This window comes from Streptomyces sp. NPDC051452, assembly GCF_044454765.1.
Lineage (GTDB): Bacteria > Actinomycetota > Actinomycetes > Streptomycetales > Streptomycetaceae > Streptomyces.
Window position 1 is genome coordinate 439,661 of sequence record NZ_JBITEB010000004.1, and the last position, 24,749, is coordinate 464,409.

At 73.4% G+C, this 24,749-nt stretch carries 21 protein-coding genes and 1 pseudogene; 10 read left to right on the forward strand and 12 right to left on the reverse strand.

The genetic code is table 11. The annotated features are described in order from the left end of the window. Positions 1-7: 7 nt before the first annotated feature. The 3 genes from ACIBA9_RS14250 to ACIBA9_RS14260 all read right to left on the reverse strand — a co-directional run bounded on the left by ACIBA9_RS14250 (position 8) and on the right by ACIBA9_RS14260 (position 5,217). Positions 8-3,124: an efflux RND transporter permease subunit gene (locus ACIBA9_RS14250; RefSeq protein ID WP_399362758.1), complete on the reverse strand. Its 3,117-nt coding sequence runs from the start codon at positions 3,122-3,124 to the stop codon at positions 8-10. A 198-nt stretch (positions 3,125-3,322) separates the two neighbouring features. Continuing rightward, a complete protein-coding gene (locus ACIBA9_RS14255) occupies positions 3,323-4,003 on the reverse strand; it encodes a response regulator transcription factor (protein ID WP_362154106.1) in 681 nt (226 codons plus the stop codon). Next, the gene (locus ACIBA9_RS14260; protein ID WP_399362761.1) at positions 4,000-5,217 is read right to left on the reverse strand and encodes a sensor histidine kinase; all 1,218 of its coding nucleotides are present in this window, start codon (positions 5,215-5,217) and stop codon (positions 4,000-4,002) included. The genes ACIBA9_RS14255 and ACIBA9_RS14260 overlap by 4 nt, the downstream gene beginning before the upstream one ends. A 254-nt stretch (positions 5,218-5,471) precedes the next feature. On the opposite strand from ACIBA9_RS14260, the gene ACIBA9_RS14265 reads away from it, so the two are divergent. Continuing rightward, positions 5,472-6,857 (forward strand): DUF3616 domain-containing protein, encoded by a 1,386-nt coding sequence (locus ACIBA9_RS14265; protein WP_399362763.1) that lies wholly within the window; start codon positions 5,472-5,474, stop codon positions 6,855-6,857. A 13-nt stretch (positions 6,858-6,870) separates the two neighbouring features. Here ACIBA9_RS14265 and ACIBA9_RS14270 read toward each other — a convergent pair whose 3' ends face one another. After that, entirely contained in the window at positions 6,871-7,149 is a 279-nt protein-coding gene (locus ACIBA9_RS14270; RefSeq protein WP_399362765.1) for a hypothetical protein, read from the reverse strand. A gap of 33 nt (positions 7,150-7,182) precedes the next feature. Continuing rightward, the gene (locus ACIBA9_RS14275) at positions 7,183-7,974 is read right to left on the reverse strand and encodes a PspA/IM30 family protein (protein WP_362154113.1); all 792 of its coding nucleotides are present in this window, start codon (positions 7,972-7,974) and stop codon (positions 7,183-7,185) included. Positions 7,975-8,197: 223 nt separating this feature from the next. Between ACIBA9_RS14275 and ACIBA9_RS14280 the strand changes: the two genes are divergently transcribed. The 3 genes from ACIBA9_RS14280 to ACIBA9_RS14290 all read left to right on the forward strand — a co-directional run bounded on the left by ACIBA9_RS14280 (position 8,198) and on the right by ACIBA9_RS14290 (position 10,808). After that, the gene (locus ACIBA9_RS14280) at positions 8,198-8,827 is read left to right on the forward strand and encodes a DUF3043 domain-containing protein (RefSeq protein ID WP_362154116.1); all 630 of its coding nucleotides are present in this window, start codon (positions 8,198-8,200) and stop codon (positions 8,825-8,827) included. A gap of 83 nt (positions 8,828-8,910) precedes the next feature. Then, positions 8,911-9,648, forward strand: a complete 738-nt coding sequence (locus ACIBA9_RS14285) for a class I SAM-dependent methyltransferase (protein WP_399362976.1) — start codon at positions 8,911-8,913, stop codon at positions 9,646-9,648. A gap of 56 nt (positions 9,649-9,704) precedes the next feature. Continuing rightward, positions 9,705-10,808 (forward strand): S1C family serine protease, encoded by a 1,104-nt coding sequence (locus tag ACIBA9_RS14290; RefSeq protein WP_399362767.1) that lies wholly within the window; start codon positions 9,705-9,707, stop codon positions 10,806-10,808. A 79-nt stretch (positions 10,809-10,887) separates the two neighbouring features. Here ACIBA9_RS14290 and ACIBA9_RS14295 read toward each other — a convergent pair whose 3' ends face one another. Then, a complete protein-coding gene (locus tag ACIBA9_RS14295; protein WP_399362769.1) occupies positions 10,888-11,100 on the reverse strand; it encodes a hypothetical protein in 213 nt (70 codons plus the stop codon). A gap of 139 nt (positions 11,101-11,239) precedes the next feature. On the opposite strand from ACIBA9_RS14295, the gene ACIBA9_RS14300 reads away from it, so the two are divergent. Further along, positions 11,240-12,442, forward strand: a complete 1,203-nt coding sequence (locus ACIBA9_RS14300) for a bifunctional adenosylcobinamide kinase/adenosylcobinamide-phosphate guanylyltransferase (RefSeq protein WP_399362771.1) — start codon at positions 11,240-11,242, stop codon at positions 12,440-12,442. Positions 12,443-12,496: 54 nt separating this feature from the next. Here ACIBA9_RS14300 and ACIBA9_RS14305 read toward each other — a convergent pair whose 3' ends face one another. Further along, positions 12,497-13,483: a class I SAM-dependent methyltransferase gene (locus tag ACIBA9_RS14305; protein WP_399362773.1), complete on the reverse strand. Its 987-nt coding sequence runs from the start codon at positions 13,481-13,483 to the stop codon at positions 12,497-12,499. Positions 13,484-13,616: 133 nt separating this feature from the next. On the opposite strand from ACIBA9_RS14305, the gene cobT reads away from it, so the two are divergent. The 3 genes from cobT to ACIBA9_RS14320 all read left to right on the forward strand — a co-directional run bounded on the left by cobT (position 13,617) and on the right by ACIBA9_RS14320 (position 17,673). After that, positions 13,617-14,678 carry a nicotinate-nucleotide--dimethylbenzimidazole phosphoribosyltransferase gene (cobT, locus tag ACIBA9_RS14310; RefSeq protein ID WP_399362775.1) on the forward strand — a complete coding sequence of 354 codons (1,062 nt, stop codon included), beginning with the start codon at positions 13,617-13,619 and terminating at the stop codon, positions 14,676-14,678. Between the two features lie 414 nt (positions 14,679-15,092). Then, on the forward strand, positions 15,093-16,889 hold the full coding sequence (locus ACIBA9_RS14315; RefSeq protein ID WP_399362777.1) for a phosphatidylglycerol lysyltransferase domain-containing protein: 1,797 nt from the start codon (positions 15,093-15,095) through the stop codon (positions 16,887-16,889). A gap of 34 nt (positions 16,890-16,923) precedes the next feature. After that, a complete protein-coding gene (locus ACIBA9_RS14320; protein WP_399362779.1) occupies positions 16,924-17,673 on the forward strand; it encodes a hypothetical protein in 750 nt (249 codons plus the stop codon). On the opposite strand, the gene ACIBA9_RS14325 is transcribed toward ACIBA9_RS14320, so the two are convergent. After that, complete coding sequence (locus ACIBA9_RS14325) at positions 17,613-18,377, reverse strand: hypothetical protein (RefSeq protein WP_399362781.1); 765 nt, start codon at positions 18,375-18,377, stop codon at positions 17,613-17,615. The two genes, ACIBA9_RS14320 and ACIBA9_RS14325, sit on opposite strands and share 61 nt — an antisense overlap. A 60-nt stretch (positions 18,378-18,437) precedes the next feature. On the opposite strand from ACIBA9_RS14325, the gene ACIBA9_RS14330 reads away from it, so the two are divergent. After that, positions 18,438-19,247: an adenosylcobinamide-GDP ribazoletransferase gene (locus tag ACIBA9_RS14330; protein ID WP_399362783.1), complete on the forward strand. Its 810-nt coding sequence runs from the start codon at positions 18,438-18,440 to the stop codon at positions 19,245-19,247. Here ACIBA9_RS14330 and ACIBA9_RS14335 read toward each other — a convergent pair. From ACIBA9_RS14335 to ACIBA9_RS14350, 4 genes and pseudogenes are all read right to left on the reverse strand, one after another. Then, on the reverse strand, positions 19,244-19,894 hold the full coding sequence (locus ACIBA9_RS14335) for a spherulation-specific family 4 protein (protein WP_399362785.1): 651 nt from the start codon (positions 19,892-19,894) through the stop codon (positions 19,244-19,246). The genes ACIBA9_RS14330 and ACIBA9_RS14335 overlap by 4 nt on opposite strands. Next, the gene (locus ACIBA9_RS14340) at positions 19,891-20,166 is read right to left on the reverse strand and encodes a hypothetical protein (protein ID WP_399362982.1); all 276 of its coding nucleotides are present in this window, start codon (positions 20,164-20,166) and stop codon (positions 19,891-19,893) included. The genes ACIBA9_RS14335 and ACIBA9_RS14340 overlap by 4 nt, the downstream gene beginning before the upstream one ends. Before the next feature lie 26 nt (positions 20,167-20,192). Beyond that, positions 20,193-20,528: pseudogene (locus ACIBA9_RS14345) on the reverse strand (DUF3492 domain-containing protein); the annotation flags it as partial. 133 nt (positions 20,529-20,661) lie between these two features. Further along, complete coding sequence (locus tag ACIBA9_RS14350) at positions 20,662-22,698, reverse strand: hypothetical protein (RefSeq protein WP_399362787.1); 2,037 nt, start codon at positions 22,696-22,698, stop codon at positions 20,662-20,664. A 351-nt stretch (positions 22,699-23,049) separates the two neighbouring features. On the opposite strand from ACIBA9_RS14350, the gene ACIBA9_RS14355 reads away from it, so the two are divergent. Next, positions 23,050-24,594 carry a leucyl aminopeptidase gene (locus ACIBA9_RS14355; RefSeq protein WP_399362789.1) on the forward strand — a complete coding sequence of 515 codons (1,545 nt, stop codon included), beginning with the start codon at positions 23,050-23,052 and terminating at the stop codon, positions 24,592-24,594. The last annotated feature ends 155 nt before the right edge of the window (positions 24,595-24,749 follow it).

Sequence of the window (24,749 nt, forward strand, 5' to 3'; positions counted from 1 at the left end):
GGGCCGTTTACAGCTCCGCCGGCTCCCGGTCGTCCACCACGGGCGTCCGCTCGGCCGGCGAGCCCCGCCTGGCCGCCCGCTTCTTCGCCCGGCGCTCCTTGCGCAGCTCCACCATCGCGTAGAGCGTCGGGACCAGCAGCAGGGTCAGCAGGGTGGACGTGATCAGACCGCCGATGACGACCACCGCCAGCGGCTGGGCGATGAAGCCGCCCTCGCCGGTGACACCCAGGGCCATCGGGAGCAGGGCGAAGATCGTCGCCAGGGCCGTCATGAGGATCGGGCGCAGCCGGTGCCGGCCGCCCTCGACCACGGCCTCGACGACGCCGTACCCCTGGTCGCGGTACTGGTTGATCAGATCGATCAGGACGATCGCGTTGGTCACCACGATGCCGATCAGCATCAGCATGCCGATCATCGCCGGGACGCCCATCGGGGTGCCCGTGACGATCAGCAGGCCGATCGCGCCGGTGGCCGCGAACGGGATGGAGACCAGCAGGATCAGCGGCTGGACCAGCGAACGGAACGTCGCGACCAGCAGCATGAAGACGATCGCGATCGCCGCCAGCATGGCCAGGCCCAGGTTCTTGAACGCGTCGTCCTGGTCGGAGGAGACCCCGCCGATCTCGGCCTCGGCGCCCGCGGGCAGCTTGAGGGCCTTGATCCTGGACTGGAGCTTGGCGCTGACCGCGCCGGTGTTGTCCGCGGTGGGCTTGGCCGTGATGGTCGCGGCGCGCCGACCGTCGATCCGGGTCAGCGACACCGGGCCGTCCACGAGCTTCACCGTGGCGATGTCGCCCAGCTTCACCGGCCCCAGCCGCAGGTTCCGCAGCTCGGCCAGTGTGGTGGCGGGCCTGGCCGACTTCACGACGACGTCGCGCTCGGTGTCGTCGAGGATCGCCTTGGCCGCCGTCGTACCGCGTACGGCCTGGCCGACCGCGGCGCCCAGCTTCTGGTCGTCGAATCCGGCCGCGGCCGCCTTGGCGTTGGCCTTGACCGAGATCCGCGGCACGCTCGTCGCCAGGTCGCTGGTGACGTCCGTGACGTCGTCGAGGCCGGCGACCGTGGAGCGGACCCGCTCGGCGGCGGTGCGCAGGGCCTGCGGGTCGGAGGCCTTGACCACGACGCTCAGGTCCTGGTTGCCGAAGCCGTCACCGGCCGACACGGTGGTCGTCCCGATGCCGTCGAGCCTCTTCAGACCGTCCTCGAGGTGGCGCTGGACGTCGTCGTAGGACGCCGCGTCCTTCAGCATCACCTGGTACGACGCCTGGTTGGTGTCCGTACCGCCGCCGAAGGCCGCCATGAAGCCGGAGGAGCCGACGGTGACCTGGTAGTCCTTGACTCCCTCGGTGGAGGCGAGCAGCTTCTCCACCTTGTGCGCCTGCGCGTCGGTGGCGGCGAGGCTGGTGCCGGGCTTCAGCTTCTGCCTGACGGTCAGGACTTCCTGATCGCCCTGGTCGAAGAAGTTCGTCTTCAGCAGCCCGGACATGCCGAACGTGACGACCAGGACGACGATGGCGATCAGCACGCTGGTGAGGCGGCGACGGGTGGCGAAGCGCAGGACGGGGACGTAGGCGCGCTGGAGACGACTGCGCGCCTCCTTCCGCTCGGCCTCGCGGCGGGCCTCGTCGGCGTCCTCGGGGGTGCCCTTCGGGGCGCGCAGGAACCAGTACGACAGGACCGGGACGACCGTCAGCGACACCAGGAGGGAGGCCAGCAGGGCCGCCGTCACCGTGATGCTGAACGAGCCGAACAGGGCGCCCACCATGCCGCCGACCAGGCCGATCGGCAGGAACACCGCGACCGTGGTGAGGGTGGAGGAGGTGACCGCGCCGGCCACCTCGCGCACGGCGGCGAGGATCGCCTCCCTGCGCTCCTCGCCGTAGCCGAGATGCCGCTTGATGTTCTCCAGGACCACGATCGAGTCGTCGACGACCCGGCCGATGGCGATGGTCAGCGCGCCGAGCGTGAGCATGTTGAGCGACAGGCCGCGCGTCCACAGCACGATCAGGGCGAGGACGACGGACAGCGGGATGGACACCGCGGTGACCAGCGTCGAGCGGATCGACGCCAGGAACACCAGGATGATCAGCACCGCGAAGAGCAGGCCGAGCGCGCCCTCGGTGGTCAGGCCCTTGATGGACTTGGACACCGCCGGGCCCTGGTCGCTGACGATCGTGAGCTTCGCGCCCGCGCCGAGGTCCTCGCGCAGGCCGGGCAGCTTGTCCCGGACGGCGTCGGAGATGGAGACCGCGCTGCCGTCGTGGGCCATGGTGACGTTGACGGCGAGGCTGGGCCTGCCGTCGGTGCGGGTGAGGGAGTCGGCCGGGGCCGGCCGCTCGTCCACGGAGGCGACGGCGCCGAGGCGTACGGGCTTGGCGCCGCCCCCGCCGGTGACCATCAGGTCCTCGATCTGCCGCAGCGAGGTGAAGCCGCCGCCGACCTGGACGGTGCGGTTGGCGCCGTCCTCGTCGAAGGAGCCGGCCGGGACGGTGGCGCCGCCCGCCTGCAGGGCCTGGCCGAGGGCGGCGGGGGTGAGGCCCGCGCGGGCCAGCTTCGCGTCGTCGGGGGTGACCGCGACCTGGAGGTCACGCACGCCCATGACCTGGACCCGGCCGACGCCGTCGATGCCCTTCAGGGCCGGGACGACCGTCTTGTCGAGCTGGTCGGCGAGGGCCTGCTGGTCCTTGCCTGAAGTGGCGGCGAGCACCACCGTCGGCATGTCGTCGGTGGATCCGGAGACCACCTGCGGGTCGACGCCGTCCGGCAGCCGGTTGCGGGCCCGGTTGACGGCCTGCTGGACGTCCGCGACGAGCCGCTTGGTGTCGTTGCCGTAGTCGAAGGACGCCATGATCACGGCGTTGCCCTCGGCGGCGGTGGAGGTGACACCGGTGACGCCGTCGACGCCCTCCAGGTTGTCCTCGATGGGCTCGACGACCTGCTTCTCGACCACGTCCGGCGAGGCGCCCTGGTACGGCGCGATCACCGACACCATGGGAAGTTCGATGGTGGGCAGCAGTTGCTGCTTGATCTGGGGGATGGCGATCAGCCCGAAGGCGAGCGCGATGAGCGATATGAGCCCGACGAGGGCCCGTTGCGCGAGGCTGAATCTCGACAGCCAGGACATGGATCTGGGTCTCTCTTCTGGGAGCGGCACAAGCGCTGCCCGGTATGGAACGGGCTCCGTACCGGAGAACGGTGGCGACGGACGCACCGGTGAGCGCCCACCCCACCACCCTGGGCCATGTCGCACGGCGGTTCCGTAGGCCCCAGGTCCCGTTCCTTATCCGCGCCCTACTCCCCGCGCAGTACACGCGGGTGGAGATCACTCCATCCGGGGACGTACCAGCCCCGACTCGTAGGCGATCACGACGAGCTGGGCCCTGTCCCGGGCGCCGAGCTTGGCCATGGCCCGGTTGACATGCGTCTTCACCGTCAGCGGGCTGACCTCCAGGCGCTCGGCGATCTCGTCGTTGGAGTGCCCGCCGGCCACCTGCACCAGGACCTCCCGCTCCCGGCCGGTGAGCGTGCCCAGGCGTTCGGCTCGGGCGGGGTCGCGGTCGTCGTCGCCGGGGCCCTGGGCGAGGAAGCGGGCGATGAGCCCCTTGGTGGCCGCCGGGGAGAGCAGTGCCTCGCCGCCCGCGGCGACCCGGATGGCGCTCAGCAGTTCCTCCGGCTCGCTGCCCTTGCCGAGGAATCCGGAGGCACCGGCGCGCAGCGAGCGCACCACGTAGTCGTCGACCTCGAAGGTGGTCAGGATGACCACGCGGACGTGGGCGAGGGAGGGCTCGGCGCTGATCAGCCGGGTGGCGGCGAGGCCGTCGGTGCCAGGCATCCGGATGTCCATGAGGACCACGTCGGGGGCCTTCTCCTTGGCCAGCCGGACCGCCTCGGCGCCGTCGGAGGCCTCCCCCACCACCTCCATGTCGGGCTCGGAGTCGACCAGCACCCGGAACGCGCTGCGCAGCAGTGCCTGGTCGTCGGCGAGCAGGACACGGATCGTCATGCGGGTCCCCCCGGGGCCGTCGTACGGGTCTCGACGGGCAGGATCGCATGGACGCGGAAGCCGCCGCCGTAGCGGGGTCCGGTGGTCAGGGTGCCGCCGAAGGCGGTGACCCGCTCCCGCATGCCGAGTAGGCCGTGGCCGCCGCCGGTCTGGGGCGCGGCGGCCGCGCCCGCGCCGTCGTCGAGGACGGTGACCTCCAGGTTGGGTCCGACGCGTACCACGCTGACCTCGGCGCTGGCCCGGCCCGCGTGCTTCTGCACGTTCGTCAGCGCCTCCTGGACGATCCGGTAGGCGGCCAGGTCGACGGCGGCCGGGAGTTCGGTTCCCTGGTCGGCGCGGGCCACGTCCACCGGGAGGCCGGCGTTGCGGAAGGTGGCTGCCAGCTCCTCCAGCCGGCCGAGGCCGGGGGCGGGCTCGGTGGGAGCCTCGGGGTCGCCGGACTGGCGGAGCAGGCCGACGGTGGCCCGCAGTTCGTTCAGGGCGCTGCGGCTGGCCTCGCGGACGTGCGCGAGGGCCTCCTTGGCCTGGTCCGGCCGCTTGTCCATGACGTGCGCGGCCACTCCGGCCTGCACGTTGACCAGGGCGATGTGGTGGGCGACGACGTCGTGCAGATCGCGGGCGATGCGCAGCCGTTCCTCGGCGACCCGGCGGCGGGCCTCCTCCTCGCGGGTGCGCTCGGCCCGTTCGGCGCGCTCCCGGATGGTCTGCATGACGGCGCGGCGGCTGCGCACGGCGTCCCCGGCGGTGGCGCCGATGCCGGTCCAGGCGAGCACGGCCAGGTTCTCCTGCGCGTACCAGGGCAGGGGGCCGCCGAGCATGGCGGCCGCGGTCAGCACGGTCATGGTGAGCAGGCCGACCCGCCAGGTGGTGGTGCGGTCGGTGGTGGAGGCGACGGTGTAGAGCGCGATCACGGCGGACATGGCGACGGGGGTGCGCGGGTCGCCGGTGAAGAACTCGGCCACGGAGAGGGCGCCGGTGACGGCGAGGACCGTCTTGGGCAGACGGCGGCGGAAGACGAGGGCCACCGCCGCGAGGGTCGTCAGGACCAGGCTGAGCGGGTCGGGGGTGCGCACGCCCCAGGTGACGCCGTGCCCGTCCTTCGGCACGACGAAGGACCCGGCCACCATGCACACCAGCACCCCGGCGGCGATGGCCGCGTCCAGCGCGAGAGGGTGTGCCCTCAGGCTGCCCCGGGCGCGATCGAGAGTGCTCACACAAGGAACAGTACGGGTGTCGCCGCCCCCGCTTCCCCCGAACAACCGACCCGCCCCGAAAGGGGTGCGGACCGCGCGAGCGGCCACCCACCGGCCCGCGCACGCCCCGCGAGGACCGCACCCGGCCTGGCAGGCGGCGCGGTTGTTGTCCGTGCGGTCGGCCGGTGGACCGTCGGCCGTCGGCTGTTGTTGGTCCGGCCTGCTCACCCTTCTCGTCGGCATCCGCGCCAGCATCCGCCGACGAAAGGCCGTCCGTGCGCCCTCACTCCTCGCCGTCACCCCGTGCGTTCGGGCCCCTCGCCGCCCTGGCGCTGGTCTCGGCCACGGCTCTGGCCACCCCCGCACACGCCGTCTCGTACGGGACACCGACCATCAAGCTGTCGGCCGCCTATCTGTCCGGCGCGGTCGGCGCCACCGGTGACCCGACCGTCACCGTGACGGTCGCGCAGAGCGGCGCCGACGCCGCCGCGCTGACGGTCACCGCGAGCAGGAGCAGCAAGACCTCGGTGGCGGCCACCACGGACGTCGCCGTCGCCGGCGGCGCGGGCAGCCGTACCGTCGCCGTCACCGCGCACGCCCGGGGCTACACCGACATCACCCTGAAGGTGACCGGCCTCGGCGGCAAGACGGCCACCACGACCCTGCACTACGCGGCCTCCCCGGCCGTCCGGCACAGCGCGGACGCGCGCTATCCGACCGGCGCCTCGGACGCCTCCGCCGCCGTCGACGTCGGGGGCGGCTACGTCCTCGTCGCCGACGACGAGGACAACACCCTGCGGCTGTACGACGGTTCGGCCTCGGGCGCGCCGGTCAGGAGCTGGGACCTGGGCGGCGCGCTGGGCGCCGACAAGGAGGTGGACATCGAGGGCGCGGCGCGTGTCGGGAACACCGTCTACTGGACGGGGTCGCTGGGCAACAACAAGGACGGCGCGTACCGGGCCGACCGCAATACGGTCTTCACCACCACCGTCTCCGGCTCGGGCGCGGCCACCTCGCTCACCTTCGGCGGCGCGGGCCACCGGCTGCGCGACGACCTGGTCGCCTGGGACGAGGCCGCCGGCGACCGGTACGGCTTCGCCCACGCCACCGAGGACGGCCAGACGCCGAAGCAGGTGGACGGCTTCAACGTCGAGGGTCTGGAGTTCGCGCCGGGTTCCTCCACCACCGCCTACGTCGGCTTCCGCGCCCCGCTGGTGCCGCCGGCCCCCGGTGGCAAGGCGCTGATCGTGCCGGTGACCAACATGGACCAGGTGGCGCGCGGCACCAAGGCCGAGTTCGGCACGCCGATCGAGCTGGACCTCGGCGGGCTGTCCATCCGCGACCTGCGCCGCGACGACCGGGGGCGGTTCCTGATCCTCGCCGGTTCCTGGGCGGCCGACGACAACAGCGACCCGTACGCCCTGTACTCGTGGGACGGGGTCGCCGGGCACCAGCCGGCCAAGGTGCTGGACCTGCCCACGGCGGACGCGGGCGGCTGGGAGTCGATCGTGGCCGTGCCGGACCTGACCGCCGCCGGCGCCCGGGTGCAGCTGATCACCGACGACGGCGACGCCGACCTGTACGGGGACGGCGTCCAGGCGAAGGACCTCTCCCACCCGGAGTGGCAGAAGTCCCGCACCACCTGGTTCACCCTGAGCTGACGCCGCGAACGGATCAGCCCGGGATCAGGCCGTCGTCGCCGAGGAGTTGGCGGACCTCGTCCAGGGTCGCGTCCGGCGACGGCAGGATCAGCTCCGAGGGTTCCAGGGCGTCGTCCGGCAGCGGGGTGCCCAGCCGGCGGACGGCGTCCAGCAGGGCGGTGAGCGTGCGGCGGAAGCCCGCCTCGTCACCGCTCTCCACCTCGGACAGGAGGTCGTCGTCCAGCTGGTTCAGCTCGGTGAAGTGGGAGTCGTCCAGCTTCACCTGGCCCTCCCCCATGACCCTCACGATCACGTCGGCCTCCTCGGCTCGGCCCCGGCGCCCTGGCTACTGCTTGTCGAAGCGCGGGGTGTCCTGCGGCTGCTGCTGGGACTGTGTCCGGCCGGTGCCGCCCTCGATCGACTGCTGCGGGGAGCCTCCGGCCAGCTCGGCCTTCATGCGCTGAAGTTCCAGCTCTACATCCGTACCACCGGAGAGGCGGTCCAGCTCGGCCGCGATGTCGTCCTTGGCCATGCCGGAGGGGTCGTCCAGGGCGCCGGAGGCGAGCAGTTCGTCGATGGCGCCGGCGCGGGCCTGCAGCTGCTGCGTCTTGTCCTCGGCGCGCTGGATGGCCAGGCCGACGTCGCCCATCTCCTCGGAGATGCCGGAGAAGGCCTCGCCGATGCGGGTCTGGGCCTGGGCGGCGGTGTACGTCGCCTTGATGGTCTCCTTCTTCGTGCGGAAGGCGTCCACCTTGGCCTGCAGGCGCTGGGCCGCGAGGGTGAGCTTCTCCTCCTCGCCCTGCAGGGTCGTGTGCTGCGTCTCCAGGTCGGTGACCTGCTGCTGGAGGGCGGCGCGGCGGGAGAGCGCCTCGCGGGCGAGGTCCTCGCGGCCGAGCGCGAGCGCCTTGCGCCCCTGGTCCTCCAGCTTGGAGGACTGCTGCTGCAACTGGTTCAGCTGGAGTTCCAGACGCTTGCGGGAGGTCGCCACGTCGGCGACGCCGCGACGCACCTTCTGCAGCAGCTCCAGCTGCTTCTGGTACGAGTAATCCAGGGTCTCGCGCGGGTCCTCGGCCCGGTCAAGGGCCTTGTTCGCCTTCGCGCGGAAGATCATCCCCATACGCTTCATGACACCGCTCATGGGCTTCGCGCGCCCCCTTCTGACGGACTCCAGCTCACAGATCCTGCGACAGAACCCACAGTACGGGCCCTGCCTCCATTACCGCACTGTTCGGGGAGTGATGCGCTCATCCCCAAGGACGACTGCGGGTGGTCCCGCTCCGGCGTAGGGAGTAGGGAACGCCCCCTCTGTCCTGCTACAGACGCCTGGCGTTGCGGGATCGTTCCCGTTCGGGCTGGGGTCCATGCCCGTGCAGCGCTTACCCTTGGGTTTTGTGTTCCGTAGCCGTGCCAAGGAAGAGAAGGCCCCGCTCGCCGACAAGGCGCCGGTGAACCTCTCCAAGCAGACCCGCGACCCGCAGGCCCCCAAGGGTCGGCCCACGCCCAAGCGGAGTGAGGCCCAGTCCCAGCGCCGCAGTGTCGCCAGTACCCCCACGAACCGCAAGGAGGCCGCGAAGCGTCAGCGTGAGGACCGGCGTCAGGCGCTGGCGCGGCAGCGCCAGGCACTGGCCAGTGGCGACGAGCGCTATCTCCCCGCCCGGGACAAGGGCCCGGTGCGCAAGTTCGCCCGGAACTGGACGGACTCGCGGTTCAACGTGGCGGAGTTCTTCCTGCCGCTGGCCGTGGTGATCCTGGTGCTGAGCGTCGTGCGCGTGCCGGCGATCCAGAGCATCGCGCTGCTGCTGTGGCTGATCGTGATCGTGCTGATCGTGCTGGACGCGGCGGTCAGCGGGTTCCGTCTGAGGAAGCGGCTGGCGGAGCGCTTCCCGGACCAGAACACGCGCGGCGCGGTCGCCTACGCCCTGATGCGTTCCCTGCAGATGCGCCGGCTCCGGCTGCCGAAGCCGCAGGTCAAGCGCGGAGAGCGGCCCTGAGCGCAGACGCTTTCACCGCGGGCGCGGCCGACGCCCGGCGAGACCGGCCGGGCGGGCTGCGCGATGTCGTACGCCGGGAACTGCTGGCCCGGCAGCTCGACGAGCAGATGGCCGGGCGGTTCCCGGTGGGGCGGCGGCTGCGGGTGCTCGACGTGGGGACCGGCCGGGGCGCGCAGGCGCTGCGGCTGGCCCGGCTCGGCCACCAGGTGACCGGGGTCGAGCAGGACACCGCGATGATCGCCGCCGCGCGGCAGGCCCTGGCGGCGGAGCCGGAGGGCATCCGCGAGCGGGTGCGGCTGGTGGAGGGGGACGGCCGGGACACCGGTGTGCACTTCCTGCCGGGCAGCTTCGACGTGGTGCTGTGCCACGGTGTGCTGATGTACGTGGAGGAGCCCGACCCGCTGGTGGCGGGCCTGGCCCGGATGCTCGCGCCCGGCGGACTGCTCTCCCTCCTCGTGCGCAACGGCGACGCGCTCGCCATGCGACCGGGCCTGTGCGGGGACTGGGCGGCCACGCTGGCCGCGTTCGACCCCACCGCGCGTCTTCCCCATGCCCGGACGGACCCGGACGGGGTGGGCCCCACCCGCCCGGGCGCGGAAGTGCGGGCCGACCGGCTGGCCGCCCTCACCGCCACGCTCGCCGGTATCGCGGCCCCGCTGCACACCTGGTACGGCGTCCGGGTCTTCACCGACGCGGCGGCGGACGACGCCCCGGTGCCCGAGGACCTTCAGGCGCTGCTCGCCGCCGAGGAGCGCGCCGGGCGCACCGACCCCTACCGCGGGGTGGCGGGACTGCTGCACCTGTGCGGCGTACGGGGCTGAGCCCGTCCGGGGGAACAGAGCGAGCCCGTTGATCCGCGCGCGGTGAGACTCGGGGCATGCGCGCTCGCCGTATCCGCCCGCTCCGCGTTCCCGTCCGCGCCCTCGTGCCGGGTAGGGCCCTTGCCGCCCTCGTGCTGGTGTGCTGCGCGGGCCTCACCGCCGGCTGCACCCTGCCCACCGCCCGGGCCGGTGGCGACAGCGCCGCCTCCGGGGCGGCCGTACCGTCGGCGTCCGGCGCGGCGGGCGATCTGCAGAGCCGGTACCAGCGGGTCATCAAGGAGGTCCTGCCGTCGGTCGTGCAGATCCAGGCCAGTGGCGACCTGGGGTCAGGGGTGGTGTTCGACGGCGCCGGGCACATCGTCACCAACGCGCACGTGGTCGGGTCGGAGAAGACCTTCAAGGTGACCACGGCCAACAGCGAGGAGCCGCTCACCGCGAGCCTGGTCTACTCCTACCCCGAGCAGGACCTCGCCGTGATCCGGCTGGACAAGGTGCCGGCCGGGCTGCGGCCGGCGGTGTTCGGGGACTCCGCGAAGGTCGAGGTCGGCCAGATCGTGCTGGCCATGGGGTCGCCGCTGGGGCTGGCGTCCAGCGTGACCGAGGGCATCGTCTCGGCGACCGGGCGGACCGTCAGCGAGGGCGCCGAGGGCGGTACGGGCGCCACGATCGCGAACATGGTGCAGACGTCGGCCGCCATCAACCCCGGCAACAGCGGTGGCGCCCTGGTCGGCCTCGACGGGCGGATCATCGGCATTCCGACGCTCGCGGCGGCCGACCCGGGGCTCGGGGGCAGCGCAGCGGCCGGCATCGGCTTCGCCATCCCGGTGTCGATGGTGAAGACGGTCGCCGGACAGATCGTCCGGCAGGGCAAGGTCGTCGACTCCGGGCGGGCGGCGCTCGGCATCACCGGGCGGACGGTCGTGGACGCGGCCTCCCGGCCGGTCGGGGTGGCGGTGGTCACCGTCCGCGCGGGCGGCGCGGCGGCGAGGGCGGGGCTGCGGCCGGGGGACGTCATCACCAGGCTGGGCGAGCGGCCCATCACCACCATCACCTCGCTGTCGGAGGCGCTGGCGGCGGACGAACCGGGCCGGCGCACGACGGTGACGTACGAGCGTGACGGCGCCGGGAAGACGGTCGAGGTGACGCTGGGCGCGCAGTGAGGCGGCCGGGTCCGCGCCGGGCAGGCGGTGCGCGGGGGCGCGGCCGGACGGCCGGGCCCCCGCCCCGTCCCCGTCGGGCCTACGGCGTCTCGGCGTGCAGGCTCATCGGCCCGTAGATCTCGGTGGTCTCCTCGAACAGCCGCACCTGGTCGGCGCCGCCCTCGGCCAGCGCCTTCCACTGCTCGCCGATCCAGGACTCGGCGTCCCCCTGGGTGGTGAACTCCTCCGGCTCTACCGCGGGCTGGACCTCCGTCCCGTCGGCCTTCTCGAACCGCCACGTCCATGCCGTCATATGGGCCTCCTTGTGATCCAACTCCCTCGCAGCGTATTGGCTCCGCCGGGTCGGCCGTTAGAGGCCCCGGATCATCCGCGGGTTGGGCGGGCGGGTGGCCGGTGCGCGCAACCCACCGTGGCAGGCGAAAATCGGTCCCGTGGACATCACTGTGCTCGGTACCGGCGCCCCGGCGGGGCTGCCTCGCCCCGACTGCCCCTGCGCCGCCTGTGCCGGTGCGCTGGGGCCGGACGCGCGGGCGGCGACCGCGGTGCTCGTGGACGGGGCGCTGCTGTTCGATCTGACGCCGGGCGCGGCGTTCGCGGCGGCGCGGGCGGGCCGTTCGCTGACCGGGGTACGGCAGGTGCTGCTGTCGCATCCGCACGACGGCCCCTTGGTGGAGGTGCCGGCGGGTCTGCCGCAGCCGGGCCGGATGCCGGACGGACGGGAGTTGGCGCTGCTGACGGGGCATCGGGTGCGGGCCCTGGCGATGGACGCGGGCGGCACCGGGTACGCGGTGACCGGGCCGGACGGGCAGCGGCTGCTGTATCTGCCGCCGGGCGGCGCCCCGGCCGGTCTTCAGGAGGCGACGGCTCGGTCGTACGACATGGTCCTGGCCGACGTGGTGGGCCGTCCCGACGCGCTGGCACGGCTGCGGGCGGTCGGCTCCGTCGGGCCGGCCACGGACGTGATCGCCGTCCACCTCGACCACGACGTGCCGCCCGGACCGGAGTTGCGGCGGCGGCTCGCGGCGGCCGGGGCCCGGGCGGTGCCGGACGGTACGACGCTGGTGGTCGGGGCGTACGAGGACGTGCCGGACGTACCGCGCCGGACGCTGGTGCTGGGCGGGGCGCGCTCGGGGAAGTCCGTGGAGGCCGAACGGCGGCTGGAGTCCTTCCCGGAGGTTCTCTACGCGGCGACCGGCGGGCGGCGGGACGGGGACGGCGAGTGGGCGGCGCGGGTGAGCGCGCACCGGGAGCGGCGGCCGGGGTCGTGGCGGACGACCGAGACGACGGACCTGGTGCCGCTGCTGGCGCAGGACGGCCCGCCGCTGCTGATCGACTGTCTGTCGCTGTGGCTGACGGACGTGATGGACGGGGTGGGGGCGTGGGACGACGCCAAGTGGGCGGGCGGGGGCGAGAAGGCGTTGCGGGAGCGGGTGGCGGAGCTGGCGGAGGCGTTGCGACGGACCCGGCGGACCGTGGTGGCGGTCTCCAACGAGGTGGGCTCGGGGATCGTCCCGGCGACCCCCTCCGGCCGTCGCTACCGGGATGAACTCGGGCGGCTCAACGCGGTGTTCGCGCGGGAGTGCGAGCAGGTGCTGCTGGTCGTCGCCGGGCAGGCTCTGGTGCTGCGCGGCTGAGGGTGCCGCCCGACCGAGGGTGGGGCGTGGGGGGCGGCGGGTGCGGGGGCGGCCTCAGCGCGCGTCCTTGCGTGCCACGATCCGGTAGGCGTTGGAGAACGGTGTCCGGCGGAGCAGGGGGGCCAGGCCGTGGTCGACGACGGCGGTCACGTCGAGCAGCGGCGCCGCCAGCGCACGGAGCACCGGGTGGACGTGGGCCAGGGCCAGGACGAGCGCCGCCGACAGGTCGCAGGGCAGGTGCGGGGCGCTGCGGTCCGTCACCAGGACCGTGCAGCCAAGGCTCCGCAGTTCCGCGCACAGGTTGGCCGGCGGCACCAGGTGCAGGTGCCGGGGCTGGCCGTAGGGGAACCACCACCTGCCGAGCAGCGCGGCGAACGCGCAGCGCGGGTCCGGGGCCTCGACGACGAGGTGGCCGCCGGGGCGCAGCGCGGTGAGGGCCGCGCGCAGTTCGGCGCGTGGGTCGGGGGCGTGTGCCAGGTGGTGGAACATGGTGATCACGTCGTAACGGGCGCGCAGCCGACTCGCCATGCCGGGGGTCGTCAGATAGCCGCGGTGGGCCTCCTCGACCCGCTCCTCGAGCAGGGCCTGTTCCACCCGGGCGGTGGGGTCCAGGCCGTCGAAGCTGGTGTAGGGGAAGAACTCCTTCGCCGCCTCGGGGAAGTGGCCGTGGCCGGTGCCCACGTCCAGCCAGCTCTCCGGGTCGGGCAGTGCCGACAGCTTGTGGGCGGTGGCGCGGTGCCGGCGGCGGACCGCGCGGTCGGACAGGAACCGGGCGGTGAACTCCTCCAGCTGCCGTTCGTAGAAGTCCCGGTGGAAGAAGGCGAGTCCCTCCGCCGAGAGCCGGGGGTTCTGGAAGGTGTGGGCGCAGTCGCGGCACCGGTCGAGGACGAACGCCCCCGGCCGGTGGCGCAGCGGGTCGCTCGCGCGCACCCGGGTCCGCAGCCGTGCGGAGCCGCACCAGGGGCAGTTCTCGCGGCGCGGCTCCTGGAAGGTGTCGGTGGTGTCCGGGGGGACGTACGGCGTGGGGATCATGGTCGGCATGAGCGGCTCCCTTTGCGACATTCCGCTGCAAACCGGAACGTATGGGAAACCGATCTTGGGTGCAACGACGTCATGGCGGTGTGGTGGCGATGTGGCACCGGCGCCTTCGTCCGGTCCCGGTACTGTTCGGCGAATGAGCAGGATTGATCTGGACGACTTCACCGATCTGATCGAGCGCCCGGACGGGGGCGTGCGCCGTGACGCCGAGGCCCGGCGGGAGCGCCAGATCGTGCCGCCCGGGGCCCTGGGGCGCCTCGACGAGCTGGGCGAGTGGCTGGCCGCCGCCCAGGGCGCCGTTCCGGTGCGGCCGGTCGAACGCCCCCGGGTGATCCTCTTCGCCGGTGACCACGGCATCGCCGAGCTGGGTGTCTCGGCGCGGCCCGCGGGCGGGGCGGAGCAGCTGGTGCGGGCGGTGCTGGAGGGGGCGAGCCCGGTGGCGGTGCTCGCCCGGCGGCTCGACGTGCCGGTACGGGTGGTGGACCTGGCCCTGGACTGCGATCCGGGCGCCTTCCCCGAGGACGTCGTGCGGCACCGGGTGCGGCGCGGCAGCGGCCGTATCGACATCGAGGACGCGCTCACCCTGGACGAGGCGGAGACGGCCCTGCGGACGGGTGTCGCGCTCGCCGACGAGGAGGCCGACTCGGGTACGGATCTGGTGGTGCTCGGCGACGTCAGCGTGGGCGGCACCACGGCGGCCGCGGTGCTGGTCGCCGCGCTGTGCGGGACGGACGCGTCCGTGGTGACCGGGCGGGGCGGGCTCGCCATCGACGACCTGGCGTGGATGCGCAAGTGCGCGGCGATCCGGGACGCGCTGCGGCGGGCGCGGCCGGTGCTCGGGGACCAGTTGCAACTGCTCGCGGCCGTGGGGGGCGCCGATCTCGCCGCGATGACCGGGTTCCTGTTGCAGTGCGCGGTGCGGAAGCTGCCGGTGGTCCTGGACGGGGTGGTGGCCGCCGCGTGCGCGCTGGTCGCGCAGCGGGTCGCCTTCCGGGCGCCGGACTGGTGGCTGGCCGGCCACGACAGCGGCGAGCCGGGCCAGGCGAAGGCCCTGGACCGGATGGCGCTGGAACCGCTGCTGGAGCAGGGCGTGAAGGTCGGCGAGGGCGTGGGCGCGCTGCTGGCCCTGCCACTGGTCCAAGCGGCCGCCGCACTGTCGGCGGAACTCCCGGAGACCCCGGCCCCAGCGGAGACCTGACGACACCGGCGGTGCCGATGGGGGCAGGGGTCTCGCGGCCGACGCGCCGACGGCCGCCGCCGGCCTCGCGTCGGGACAGGGCCGGTGCGGCCCCGCCGCTGGCGGCCGTCCCGGCGGCGGGAATGGGGCCGCGGCGGCGAGGGGTGGTGCAGAGGCCTGGCGGCGGCGATGGGGTGGGCGTCCCGTGGGCGGCACGCCGACGGCCGCCGTCCCGGCCGAACGCCGTCGCGGCCGACAGAATCCGCGACGGCGACGGGCCACCCGCCAACGGCAGGAAGCCTCCGCGGTGGCGATGGGGCGAGGTGTTGCGTGCGCCGTCCCGGTCGAGCGCCTGGGGCGGCAGTTGTGGCCCGGCGGCTGTGGGAGTGTGGGGTGGTGCGGTTCCTCGGGGTGGCGCCCATATGATCCTTCCCTATGGGAGATGCCCGAATTGCCGTGCAGCCGCAGACCGAACCGGGGCGCCCGGGTGAGGAAGGGCGGTGGGCCGCCGGGGCCTCTCGGAGAGCCGCCGCCTTCGCCGTCTGGTATCTGCGGACCGTCGCCTTCATCAACTTCCTCAGCGCCGTGTGGGTCTCGCTCGGCCAGGACGTGCGCCGCCACAACCAGGACGACTTCTTCACGCCCTACCTGCTGACCGCCGGCTTCGCCTCCGGCGTGTTCACCGCGTTCCTGGCGATCACCATGCGGCGCCGCAAGCGAGCCGCCTGGATCCTCAACCTGGTGCTCAGCGGAGCCTTCCTCGCCCTGTTCGCCTTCGCCATGGCGTTCCCGGAGATCCGGCGTTACCCGCAGAACTGGATCTCCCTGGTGCTGACGTCCGCGTTCGTCGGCGCGCTGCTGGTCGGGCGCCGCGAGTTCTACGCCAAGGGCGACCGCTCCAACCCACGGCTCGCCGCCACGGTCGCCGTCGGCGGCGGCCTGGTCGCCTCGCTGCTGGCCGCGCTGCTGGTGACCGCCACCAACCAGGCACCGGACGCGGCCCGTTCGACCTTCGCGGAGCGCTGGCACTACGGCACCCTGCGCCTGGTGTCGGTGGCCGCCGAGGAGTCCCGCTTCCCCGGCATCGACCCGCCCAACTGGTCCAACGTGGCGATCAACGTGCTCAGCACGGCCCTGGTCCTCGCCGTGTTCTACGCCGCCTTCCGCTCCCGGCGCGCCGTCGACCAGCTCACCGACGAGGACACCAAGCGGCTGCGCGCCCTGCTGGACCGGCACGGCGAGCGGGACTCGCTCGGCTACTTCGCGCTGCGCAGGGAGAAGAGCGTGGTGTGGTCGCCGACCGCGAAGGCGGCCGTCGCCTACCGCGTCGTGGGCGGGGTGAGCCTCGCCTCCGGCGATCCGATCGGGGACCCGGAGGCCTGGCCCGGGGCGATCGTGCCGTGGCTCGCCCAGGCACGGGCCCACGGCTGGATCCCCGCGGTGATGGGAGCGAGCGAGGAGGCCGGCACCGTCTACGCCCGGCACGGACTGGACGCCCTGGAACTCGGCGACGAGGCGATCGTGGAGGTCGCCGAGTTCACCCTGGAGGGGCGGGCGATGCGTACCGTCCGCCAGGCCTACAACCGGGTGAAGCGGGCCGGGTACCAGGTGCGCATCCGCCGGCACGAGGACATCCCGGCGGACGAGATGGCCTACCTCGTCGAGCGGGCGGACGATTGGCGGGACGGGGCGACCGAGCGCGGGTTCAGCATGGCGCTCGGCCGGCTGGCGGACCCCGAGGACGGCCGCTGCGTGATGCTGGAGTGCACGGACGCCGACGGCCGCCTGCGGGCCCTGCTCTCCTTCGTGCCGTGGGGCCCGGGCGGTCTGTCGCTGGACCTCATGCGCCGCGACCGGGACTCCGACAACGGGTTGATGGAGTTCATGGTCATCGAACTGCTGCGGCGGCCCGAGGAGACCGGGATCACTCAGGTCTCGCTCAACTTCGCCGTGTTCCGCTCGGTCTTCGAACGGGGTGCGCGCCTGGGTGCCGGTCCGGTGCTGAGGCTGTGGCGGTCGCTGCTGAGCTTCTTCTCCCGCTGGTGGCAGATCGAGTCGCTGTACCGCGCCAACGCCAAGTACCGGCCCATCTGGGAGCCGCGGTTCCTGCTCTTCGAGAAGAGCGCGGACCTGCCGCGCATCGGCCTCGCCGCGGCCCGCGCGGAGGGCTTCCTGGAGGCGCCGGGACTGCCCAAGTGGCTGCACCGCAGGCACCTGGACACGCACCGCTAGCCGCACGGACGAGGAACACGGACGAGGAACGCCGATGGGAACGCTCGCCCGCTGGGCCCGCGCCGAGTGGGGGCTGCTGTACGTCACCGTGCGTGAGCCCTTACTGAAACGACGTCTGCGGGCGCTCCCGATGACGCTCACGGCGGTGTGTCTGACGGCCCTGCTGCAGTACGTGCAGAACCAGCCCTGGGGTTATCAGGCCGTGCAGGACCTCGGTGCCGTACGGGCCCAGGACCCGCTGGGGCCGGCCCTGCTGCGCACCCCCCTGTCGCTGTTCGTGCCCGCGCTGGACCTGCCGGCATGGGGCGCGCTGGCGCAGATCCTGTTCGTGTTCGGGCTCGCCGAGGTGTGCCTGGGCTGGTGGCGGACGCTGGTCATCGCCTATGTCGCCACCCTCGCCGGGACGCTCTACGCGCGCGTGGGCATCACACTCGGTCCGCACGCCGCGTTCGGACTGCCGTGGACCGACGCGCAGGTGGTGGACACCGGCCCGTCGGCGGCCGTCGTCGGGCTGGCGGTGTTCGTGAGCTGGCGGTACGGCGCCTATCTGACGGCGGGCGCCGTCACCCTGGCGATGGTGGCGGAGGTGCTGGTGAAGGAGAACCTGGCCGGCAAGGAGCATCTGGCCGCGCTGATGGCGGTGGGGCTGCTGTGCCTGGCGGCGGCGTCGCGGCACCGGTACGGGCGGGGGCCGCGCGCGTTTCGGTGGCGGCCGCGGCACGGTCAGTGGCGGCCGGGCAGCCGGGCGGGCCGGGGGTCGGGTCTGCCGCCGATCCAGTCCTGAACGGCGCGGTGCGGCCGGGCCCAGCGGCGGTCGTGGTGGTAGGCGCGCAGCATGGCCTTGGCGCGGGCGCGGGGGCGGCGGCCGTAGAAGCGGCGGGCCCACGGGGAGCCGGGTCGGGCCAGCCGGAGCGCGCCGACGAGCGCCACCAGCGGCACGACGGCGCCGAAGATCGCGATCCGGGTCTTGCCCTTGCCCAGGGCGATGATGGCGAAGAGGAAGTTCACGGCGATGGTGCTGAGCGCGCCCCCGCGGTCCTGTAGTTCGTCCTTGGTCAGGTCGTTCACGCCGAACGGGGAGAAGCCGGCGAGCAGCAGTCCGACCAGGGCGGCGGTGAGCACGACGACCTCGACGCTCTTGCGGCCCTCCTCGCTCCAGTAGACGTCGTCCAGGTGCAGGATCAGCGCGAACTCGTCCAGGACCAGGCCGGCGCCGATGCCGAAGACGACGGCGGCGATCGCCCCGCCGGCACCGTGCCGGTCGCTGGCGACCGCGCCGAAACCGCCGACGACGGTGAGGATGACCCCGGGGACGACGTGGTGGATGTGCAGTCCGCCCGCCTTGACGTTGCCGAACGGGCCCCGGCCGGCCCGGATCAGACGGGTGATCACCCGGGTGACGACGAAGGTCAGGACGAAGGCGCTGAGGGCGAGCAGCAGCGGGAGCTTGCCCGGTTCGCCGATGTTCCGCTCCCACCAGTGCCCCATACGCGCACTTTAGCCCTGGGGGCGGGAGGCGGCCTCGCGACCGCCGGGTAATCTGCGCCGGTGCGTACGCCCTCCCCCTCCGCCGGCCTCCTCCACGGCCTCCGCCACGGTCTTCGCTTCGCCTTCGGCACGTTGACCGTGCTGCCCGTCCGGGTGCACCGGTGGGACCGGCCCGCCGCGCGCGGCGGCATGCTGACCGCCCCGGTGGCCGGCCTGGTGGTCGGCGTCTGCGCGGCCGGACTGGGGCTGGGGCTGCTCTTCCTGGGCGCGGGTGCGCCGCTCGCCGCCGTCGCCTCCGTGGCCGTCCCCGCCGCGCTGACCCGCGGACTGCATCTGGACGGGCTCGCCGACACCGCCGACGGGTTGGGCAGCGGCAAGCCGGCCGAGGACGCGCTGCGGATCATGAAGCAGTCCGACATCGGTCCGTTCGGGGTGCTCACCCTCGTCCTGGTGCTGTTGGCCCAGGTCGCCGTGCTGGCCCGGCTCTACGACGGCTCGTGGGCGCGGGGCGCGCTGGCCGCCGTCGTCTCGGCCGCCGCCGCCCGGCTGGCGCTGACCCTGGCCGCGCGTACCGGGGTGCCGGCCGCCCGCCCGGAGGGGCTGGGCCAGGCGGTGGCCGGAGTGGTGCCGAAGGCCCCGGCGGCGGCCGTCGCGGCCGGGGTGCTCGTGGCGGCCGGGGCGGCGGGCGCCTGTCTCGGGCGGTACGACGGCGTCCGCACCGCCCTCGCGGTGGTCGCCGCCGTCGTCGCCGCCGAACTCCTGCTGCGCCACTGCGTCCGGCGTCTCGGCGGGGTCACCGGGGATGTGTTCGGCGCCCTGGCGGAGACGGCGGCGACGACCGCGCTGGTGGTGCTGTCGCTGGGCCGCTAGCGGGCGGGGTGCAGGGCGTGGGGGAGCGTGCCCCAGGGGTGGGCTCCCGTACCGGGCACCGCGCAGTGCACGGCGGCGCCCCGTTCGCGCGCCGCGGCCGCCACGTCGGCGTCCGCGGGGGCGCCGTACACCAGATGGCACTCGAGGGCTCCGGACGGGTGGGCGCGGGGTCGCGTGGGTGTGCGGCGGTAGGCGGCCCAGGGGCCCTCGAAGGTGACCAGGAGGTCGGCGAGCGCCGCGTACGCCGGGTGGGGCGGGGTGCCGTGGTTGAGGGCGACGGTGACGCAGCCGAGCGTACGGGCGGCCGTGGTCAGCCGCTCGTAGTGCCCGAACTCGTCGATCCCGGTGCTCACCTGGTCCAGGAAGGCGCCCTGGGTGCCGTACCAGGAGCGATGTCGGCGCAGCTCGCGTACGACGTCCTCGCCCGGACGGCGCGCATAGCCGGTGTCGACGTAGCCGAGCACGGTCACACCCGCCCTCCGCAGCCGGGCGGCGATCTCGGCGAAGGCCGGGTCCGGGTGGTCGCCGGGGCCGCTCGCCGGGTTGAGGACGACGCCGTGGAGGCGGGGCGCGGCGGCGAGGACGGCCGCCCACTCGGCGGGGCGGACGGCCGGGTGCTCGTAGTACGGGACCAGCAGGGTGGTCATCGGTGGGCGGTCGCCCTTCCCAGAGTCACGCAGACCAGCGCGGTCTGGGCGAGGGCCGCCGTACCGCAGACGACGAGGGCGACCGTGGGCGGGCGCCCGGCGTGGGTGGCCAGCGCGAGGGTCTGGGCGAGCGCGGCGGCGCAGCACACGGCGGTGGCCCCGAGCACGGCACCGAAGGACTGCAGCAGCAGTCCGGTCCACAGCACCACGCCGAGCGCGAGCAGCCCGGCCAGGCGCGCGCCGGCCGGGGGCGCAGTGGCGGGCCAGGCCACGGTCGGGCGACGAGGCGGTGGTCACCGCCCTCGCGGGCGATGACGGCGAGCTCGTCCAGTGCCTCGCCGAAGCCGGAGCCCGTACACGGGTCGAGGAAGGCCTGCAGGAGACGCTCGTAGGCGTCGGTGAAGCGGCGCCGGGCCCTGCCGTACGGGGCCCGGGCGCGGCCGGGGCGCGGGCCCCAGGTGGGCACGGTGGTGTGCCGGTGGACGTTCGGCGGCAGTTCCCAGGCCACGGGTTCGCGGCCGCTGCCGGTGAGCGAGACGAGGTGGAAGGCGACTTCCGGCATGCCCTTGACGAGCTGGTCGCACCAGGTGCTGACCCCTCCGGGGAGGTGCGGGTAGGTGCCCTCGGTGAGCATGGTGACATGGCGGCCGGTACGGATGGCTCCCCCTGTGGCGCCGGGTGGCCCGGGCCCGGGCCGTCGGTCGACGGCCGCGGGTCCGAGGTGGTTGCTGACGCGGTTGCCGGCGCCCCTGGCGGGGCGCTCCTCCTTACGGCAGCTTCAGCGTGAGCGCGGACTGGAGCGCACCCGGGGCGGCCCAGGACGAGCGGGCGCCGGCGTAGGCCGTACCGAACGCGGTCGTGCCCAGCAGTTGCTGCTGGCTGGTTCCCTCCGGCGCGGTCACCGGGATGTGTGTGCCCGAGGGAGCGGTGACGGTGACGGTCTTGCCGATCCGGTAGGCGGTGACCTTGCCGGCGTCGAGCGCGGTCTGCCACTTGGTCCGGTTTTGCAGCTCGGCGCCGATGGCGCTCTGCCGCAGGTCGACGATCGGGGTGTTGTCGGCGAACAGGCCCTGGTAGTCGGCCAGTACGCGGTCCAGGACCGGGTAGAGGTTGCGGTCCTCGGCCAGGTTGGACTGGTGGACGTAGTGCGGGCGCGGGTCGTTGCCCAGCACGTGCCCGAGGTCCGTGCGGGCCTCGGTGGGCACGATGTAGTCGGTGAACCCGGTGGCGGTGTCCAGCGGTTGGGACAGGCAGGTCGAGGTCGCGCTGCCCTCGCAGACGCCGCTGCCGCCGTCGGCCTTGGAGGTGTAGATCCAGTTGTACTCGTCGGCCATCTCGGCCTTGGTGCCGGTGTTGTAGTACAGGTTCATCGGGTAGCGCGGCACGGTGAGCGTGCTGTTGCCCACGCTCCGCTGTTCGGACTCGCGGGAGTTGTCCGACGCCGTCCACTTCACGCCGTTGGCGGCGAGGGCGGGGGCGAGGTTGGGGTTGTCCTGCGGCTGCTGCGGCAGGGTCTTCAGACCCGAGTGCTCACCGGTGACCAACTCGGTGCGGTCGACGGGCAGCCCGTGCGTGAGCGCCCAGTCGTAGTTGTCGGAGACCTGGCCGGAGATGTCGGAGCGGCTCACCCACTTGGTCGAGCCGTCGGCGTTCTTCTCGCAGCTCCACGGCACGGTGGAGGTGTCCTGCACACAGCCGAGGAAGAGGTGGGTGTAGGTGTGGTTCACCCAGCGGTACTTCGCCTTGTCCGAGAGCAGTTGGTCGGCCAGCGGGTCCGTGCCGCCGTTGTCGCTCTTCCACTCCTCCCCGGCGCCGGCGTTGAACACCATGTCCAGCGTGAAGCCGTGGCTCTGCTCCCACTGGGCCGCGTACTGCGCGTCGGCCGGCGTCATCCGGATCGGGGTACCGGTGTCGTCACCGCCGCCCGCGCAGTCGATGTCGCCCGGCGTGCAGTTGCGTTCGGTGTCCCAGCGGGCGTCCGACGCGAAGACGTCGTCGACGTGCACGGCGAAGTAGTTGCGGGCCTGCCCAAGGTGGACACCCTGGGTCAGCCACTCGACCATGCCGCGGGCCAGGACCCGGAACTGCTGCTGGTACTGGTTGTAGGCGAACGTCACCACCAGTTCGCGGCGGCCGTCGTGCGCGTACTCGCCGAGCAGGCTGCCGGTGCCGGTGCCGCCGGGTACCGGGGTGTCGACATAGCTGGTGTAACCGGCGCGGGGCTGCGCGACGAAGCCGTAACTCTCGTCTACCGAGGGCGAGTTGTCCTCGAAGGAGAAGTCGCCCCTGAGGTAGCCGAACGGGCCCGCCTTGCCGGCCGTGCTGACGGTGGCCGTGTGTCCGTCGAGGGTGCCCGCGTAGCCGTTGTTGTCGGTGTAGTCGAGGCCGACCTCGGGGTGGGCCCAGGTGTACGCGTCGAGCTGGGGAATGGCGTACGTCTTCTCGTACGCCTCCAGGGCCGTCTGCTCGGCCGAACCCGCCCCGAAGGGCGCCTCGTTGGGCAGCACGACGCCCTGGAACTTGGCGCGGGCCCGGCCGCCGACGGTGTCGCTCAGGAAGCCGGCGTCGATCGTGGGGCGACCGGAGTCGGCGAGGTCGACGGTGGTGTACGGGACGCCCTCGCTCTTCAGCTGGGCGGTGACCGCGCCGACCGGGCCGGCGCCGTCGTCGACGACCAGGACCCTCAGGTCGATCCGCGGATCGGTCACGGCGGACGCGCCGGGCGCGGCCAGCCCCAGTGTGATCATCCCCGCGGCGGTCGCGGTGACACCGGCCGCTCTCCAGCGTTGCACTCGATGGGACATGACAGGTTCCTCCCCCCAGAAGATCCTCGTCGCCGGATATGTGGTGAGTCCGTGGAGGATCTATGGCAATGATGCGAATCGGCGGACAAGTTCCCGCCGAAGCTCGATGAGTGTGGCCCAGGTCACCGGGACACCGGGGCGGAAGTAGCCATGACGCCACTTAAGGGTGAACACCCGCAGGAATGAGCGAACGCCCCCACGCGCGTAGTCTCGTCCCGGGTGTTCGCCGACAGGGTGAAGGCCCCGGTTGCCGCCTGTCCCTGGGCCTGGGCCTAGGGTCGGCTCTCGGGCCCGGTCGACCCACCCGCATCGGCCACAGAAACTTCACATCGGAAGCGAGATCTCACCACCGTGACTGCTCTGACTCTCAGCACCGCCGCGGCGCCCGGCCTCCGGGCCGACGCGATCGTGATCGGTGTCGCCAAGGGCGCCAAGGGGGCCGTCGTTGCGGCGGGCGCCGAAGCCGTGGACAAGGCGTACGACGGCAAGCTGGCCGGCGTCCTGGAGACCCTCGGCGCCTCGGGTGCCGAGGGCGAGCTGACGAAGCTGCCCGCTCCGGCCGGCTTCAAGACCCCGCTCGTGGTGGCGGTGGGCCTGGGCGCGGAGCCCGACGGCAAGGACGCCGACGCCGGTTACGAGGCCGAGGCGCTGCGCCGGGCCGCCGGCGTGGCCGCCCGCGCGCTCGCCGGATGCCGCAAGGCCGCCTTCGCGCTGCCCGTCGACAGCCCCGGCGCCGTCGAGGCGATCGGCGAGGGCGTGCTGCTCGGCGCCTACGCCTTCGACGCCTACAAGGAGAACGGCCGCCAGTCCAAGGACGTCAAGGCCAGGAACGGCAAGGCGCCGCTGGGCGAGGGTGTGCTGCTCGGCGGCAAGCCGCGCGACGCGGCCCACAAGGGTGCCCTCGCCCGCGCCGTCGCGGTCTCCGAGGAGCTCAACCGCGCCCGCGACCTGATCAACATGCCGCCGAACGACCTGACGCCGGCGTCCTTCGCGGCGATCGCGCAGACCGCCGCCAAGGAGCACGGCCTCAAGATCCAGGTGCTGGACGACAAGGCCCTCGTCAAGGGCGGCTACGGCGGCATCCTCGGCGTCGGCGGCGGCTCGGCCGCGACCCCGCGCCTGGTGAAGCTGTCGTACACGCACCCCAAGGCGGACAAGCACCTCGCCTACGTCGGCAAGGGCATCACCTACGACTCGGGCGGCATCTCCCTGAAGCCGGCCGGGCACAACGAGACGATGAAGTGCGACATGAGCGGCGCCGCCGCCGTGTTCGCCGCCGTCGTCACCGCCGCCCGGCTCGGCCTGGAGGTCAACGTCACCGGCTGGCTGGCGCTGGCCGAGAACATGCCCTCGGGCACCGCGGTGCGCCCGGGTGACGTGCTGCGCATGTACAGCGGCAAGACCGTCGAGGTCCTCAACACCGACGCCGAGGGCCGGCTGGTCCTCGCCGACGCGCTGTGGGCGGCCTCGCAGGAGAAGCCGGACGCGATCGTGGACGTCGCCACGCTGACCGGCGCGATGATGCTGGCCCTGGGCAGCCGCACCTTCGGCGTCATGGCCAACGACGACGCGTTCCGCTCGGCGGTGTACGAGGCGGCCGAGGAGGTCGGGGAGCCGGCCTGGCCGATGCCGCTGCCCGAGCACCTGCGCAAGGGCATGGAGTCCACCGTCGCCGACATCGCGAACATGGGCGAGCGGATGGGCGGCGGTCTGGTCGCCGGTCTGTTCCTGCGCGAGTTCGTCGGCGAGGGGATCACCTGGGCGCACCTCGACATCGCCGGCCCGGCGTTCAACGAGGGTGGCCCGTTCGGGTACACGCCGAAGGGCGGCACCGGGTCCGCGGTGCGCACCCTGGTCCGGCTCGCGGAGCTGACCGCCTCGGGTGACCTGGGCTGATCACCGCCTGCGAAGCGCACGCCGCTTCGCGGTACGACGACCGCGGGGGCGCGGGGGGGCCCGGGGCCCGGGCCCCCCCCCCCCCCGCGGGGGCCCCCCCCCCCCGGCGGCCGCGGGGGACCAGGGGGGGGGAACCACACCCCCCCGCCGCGCCC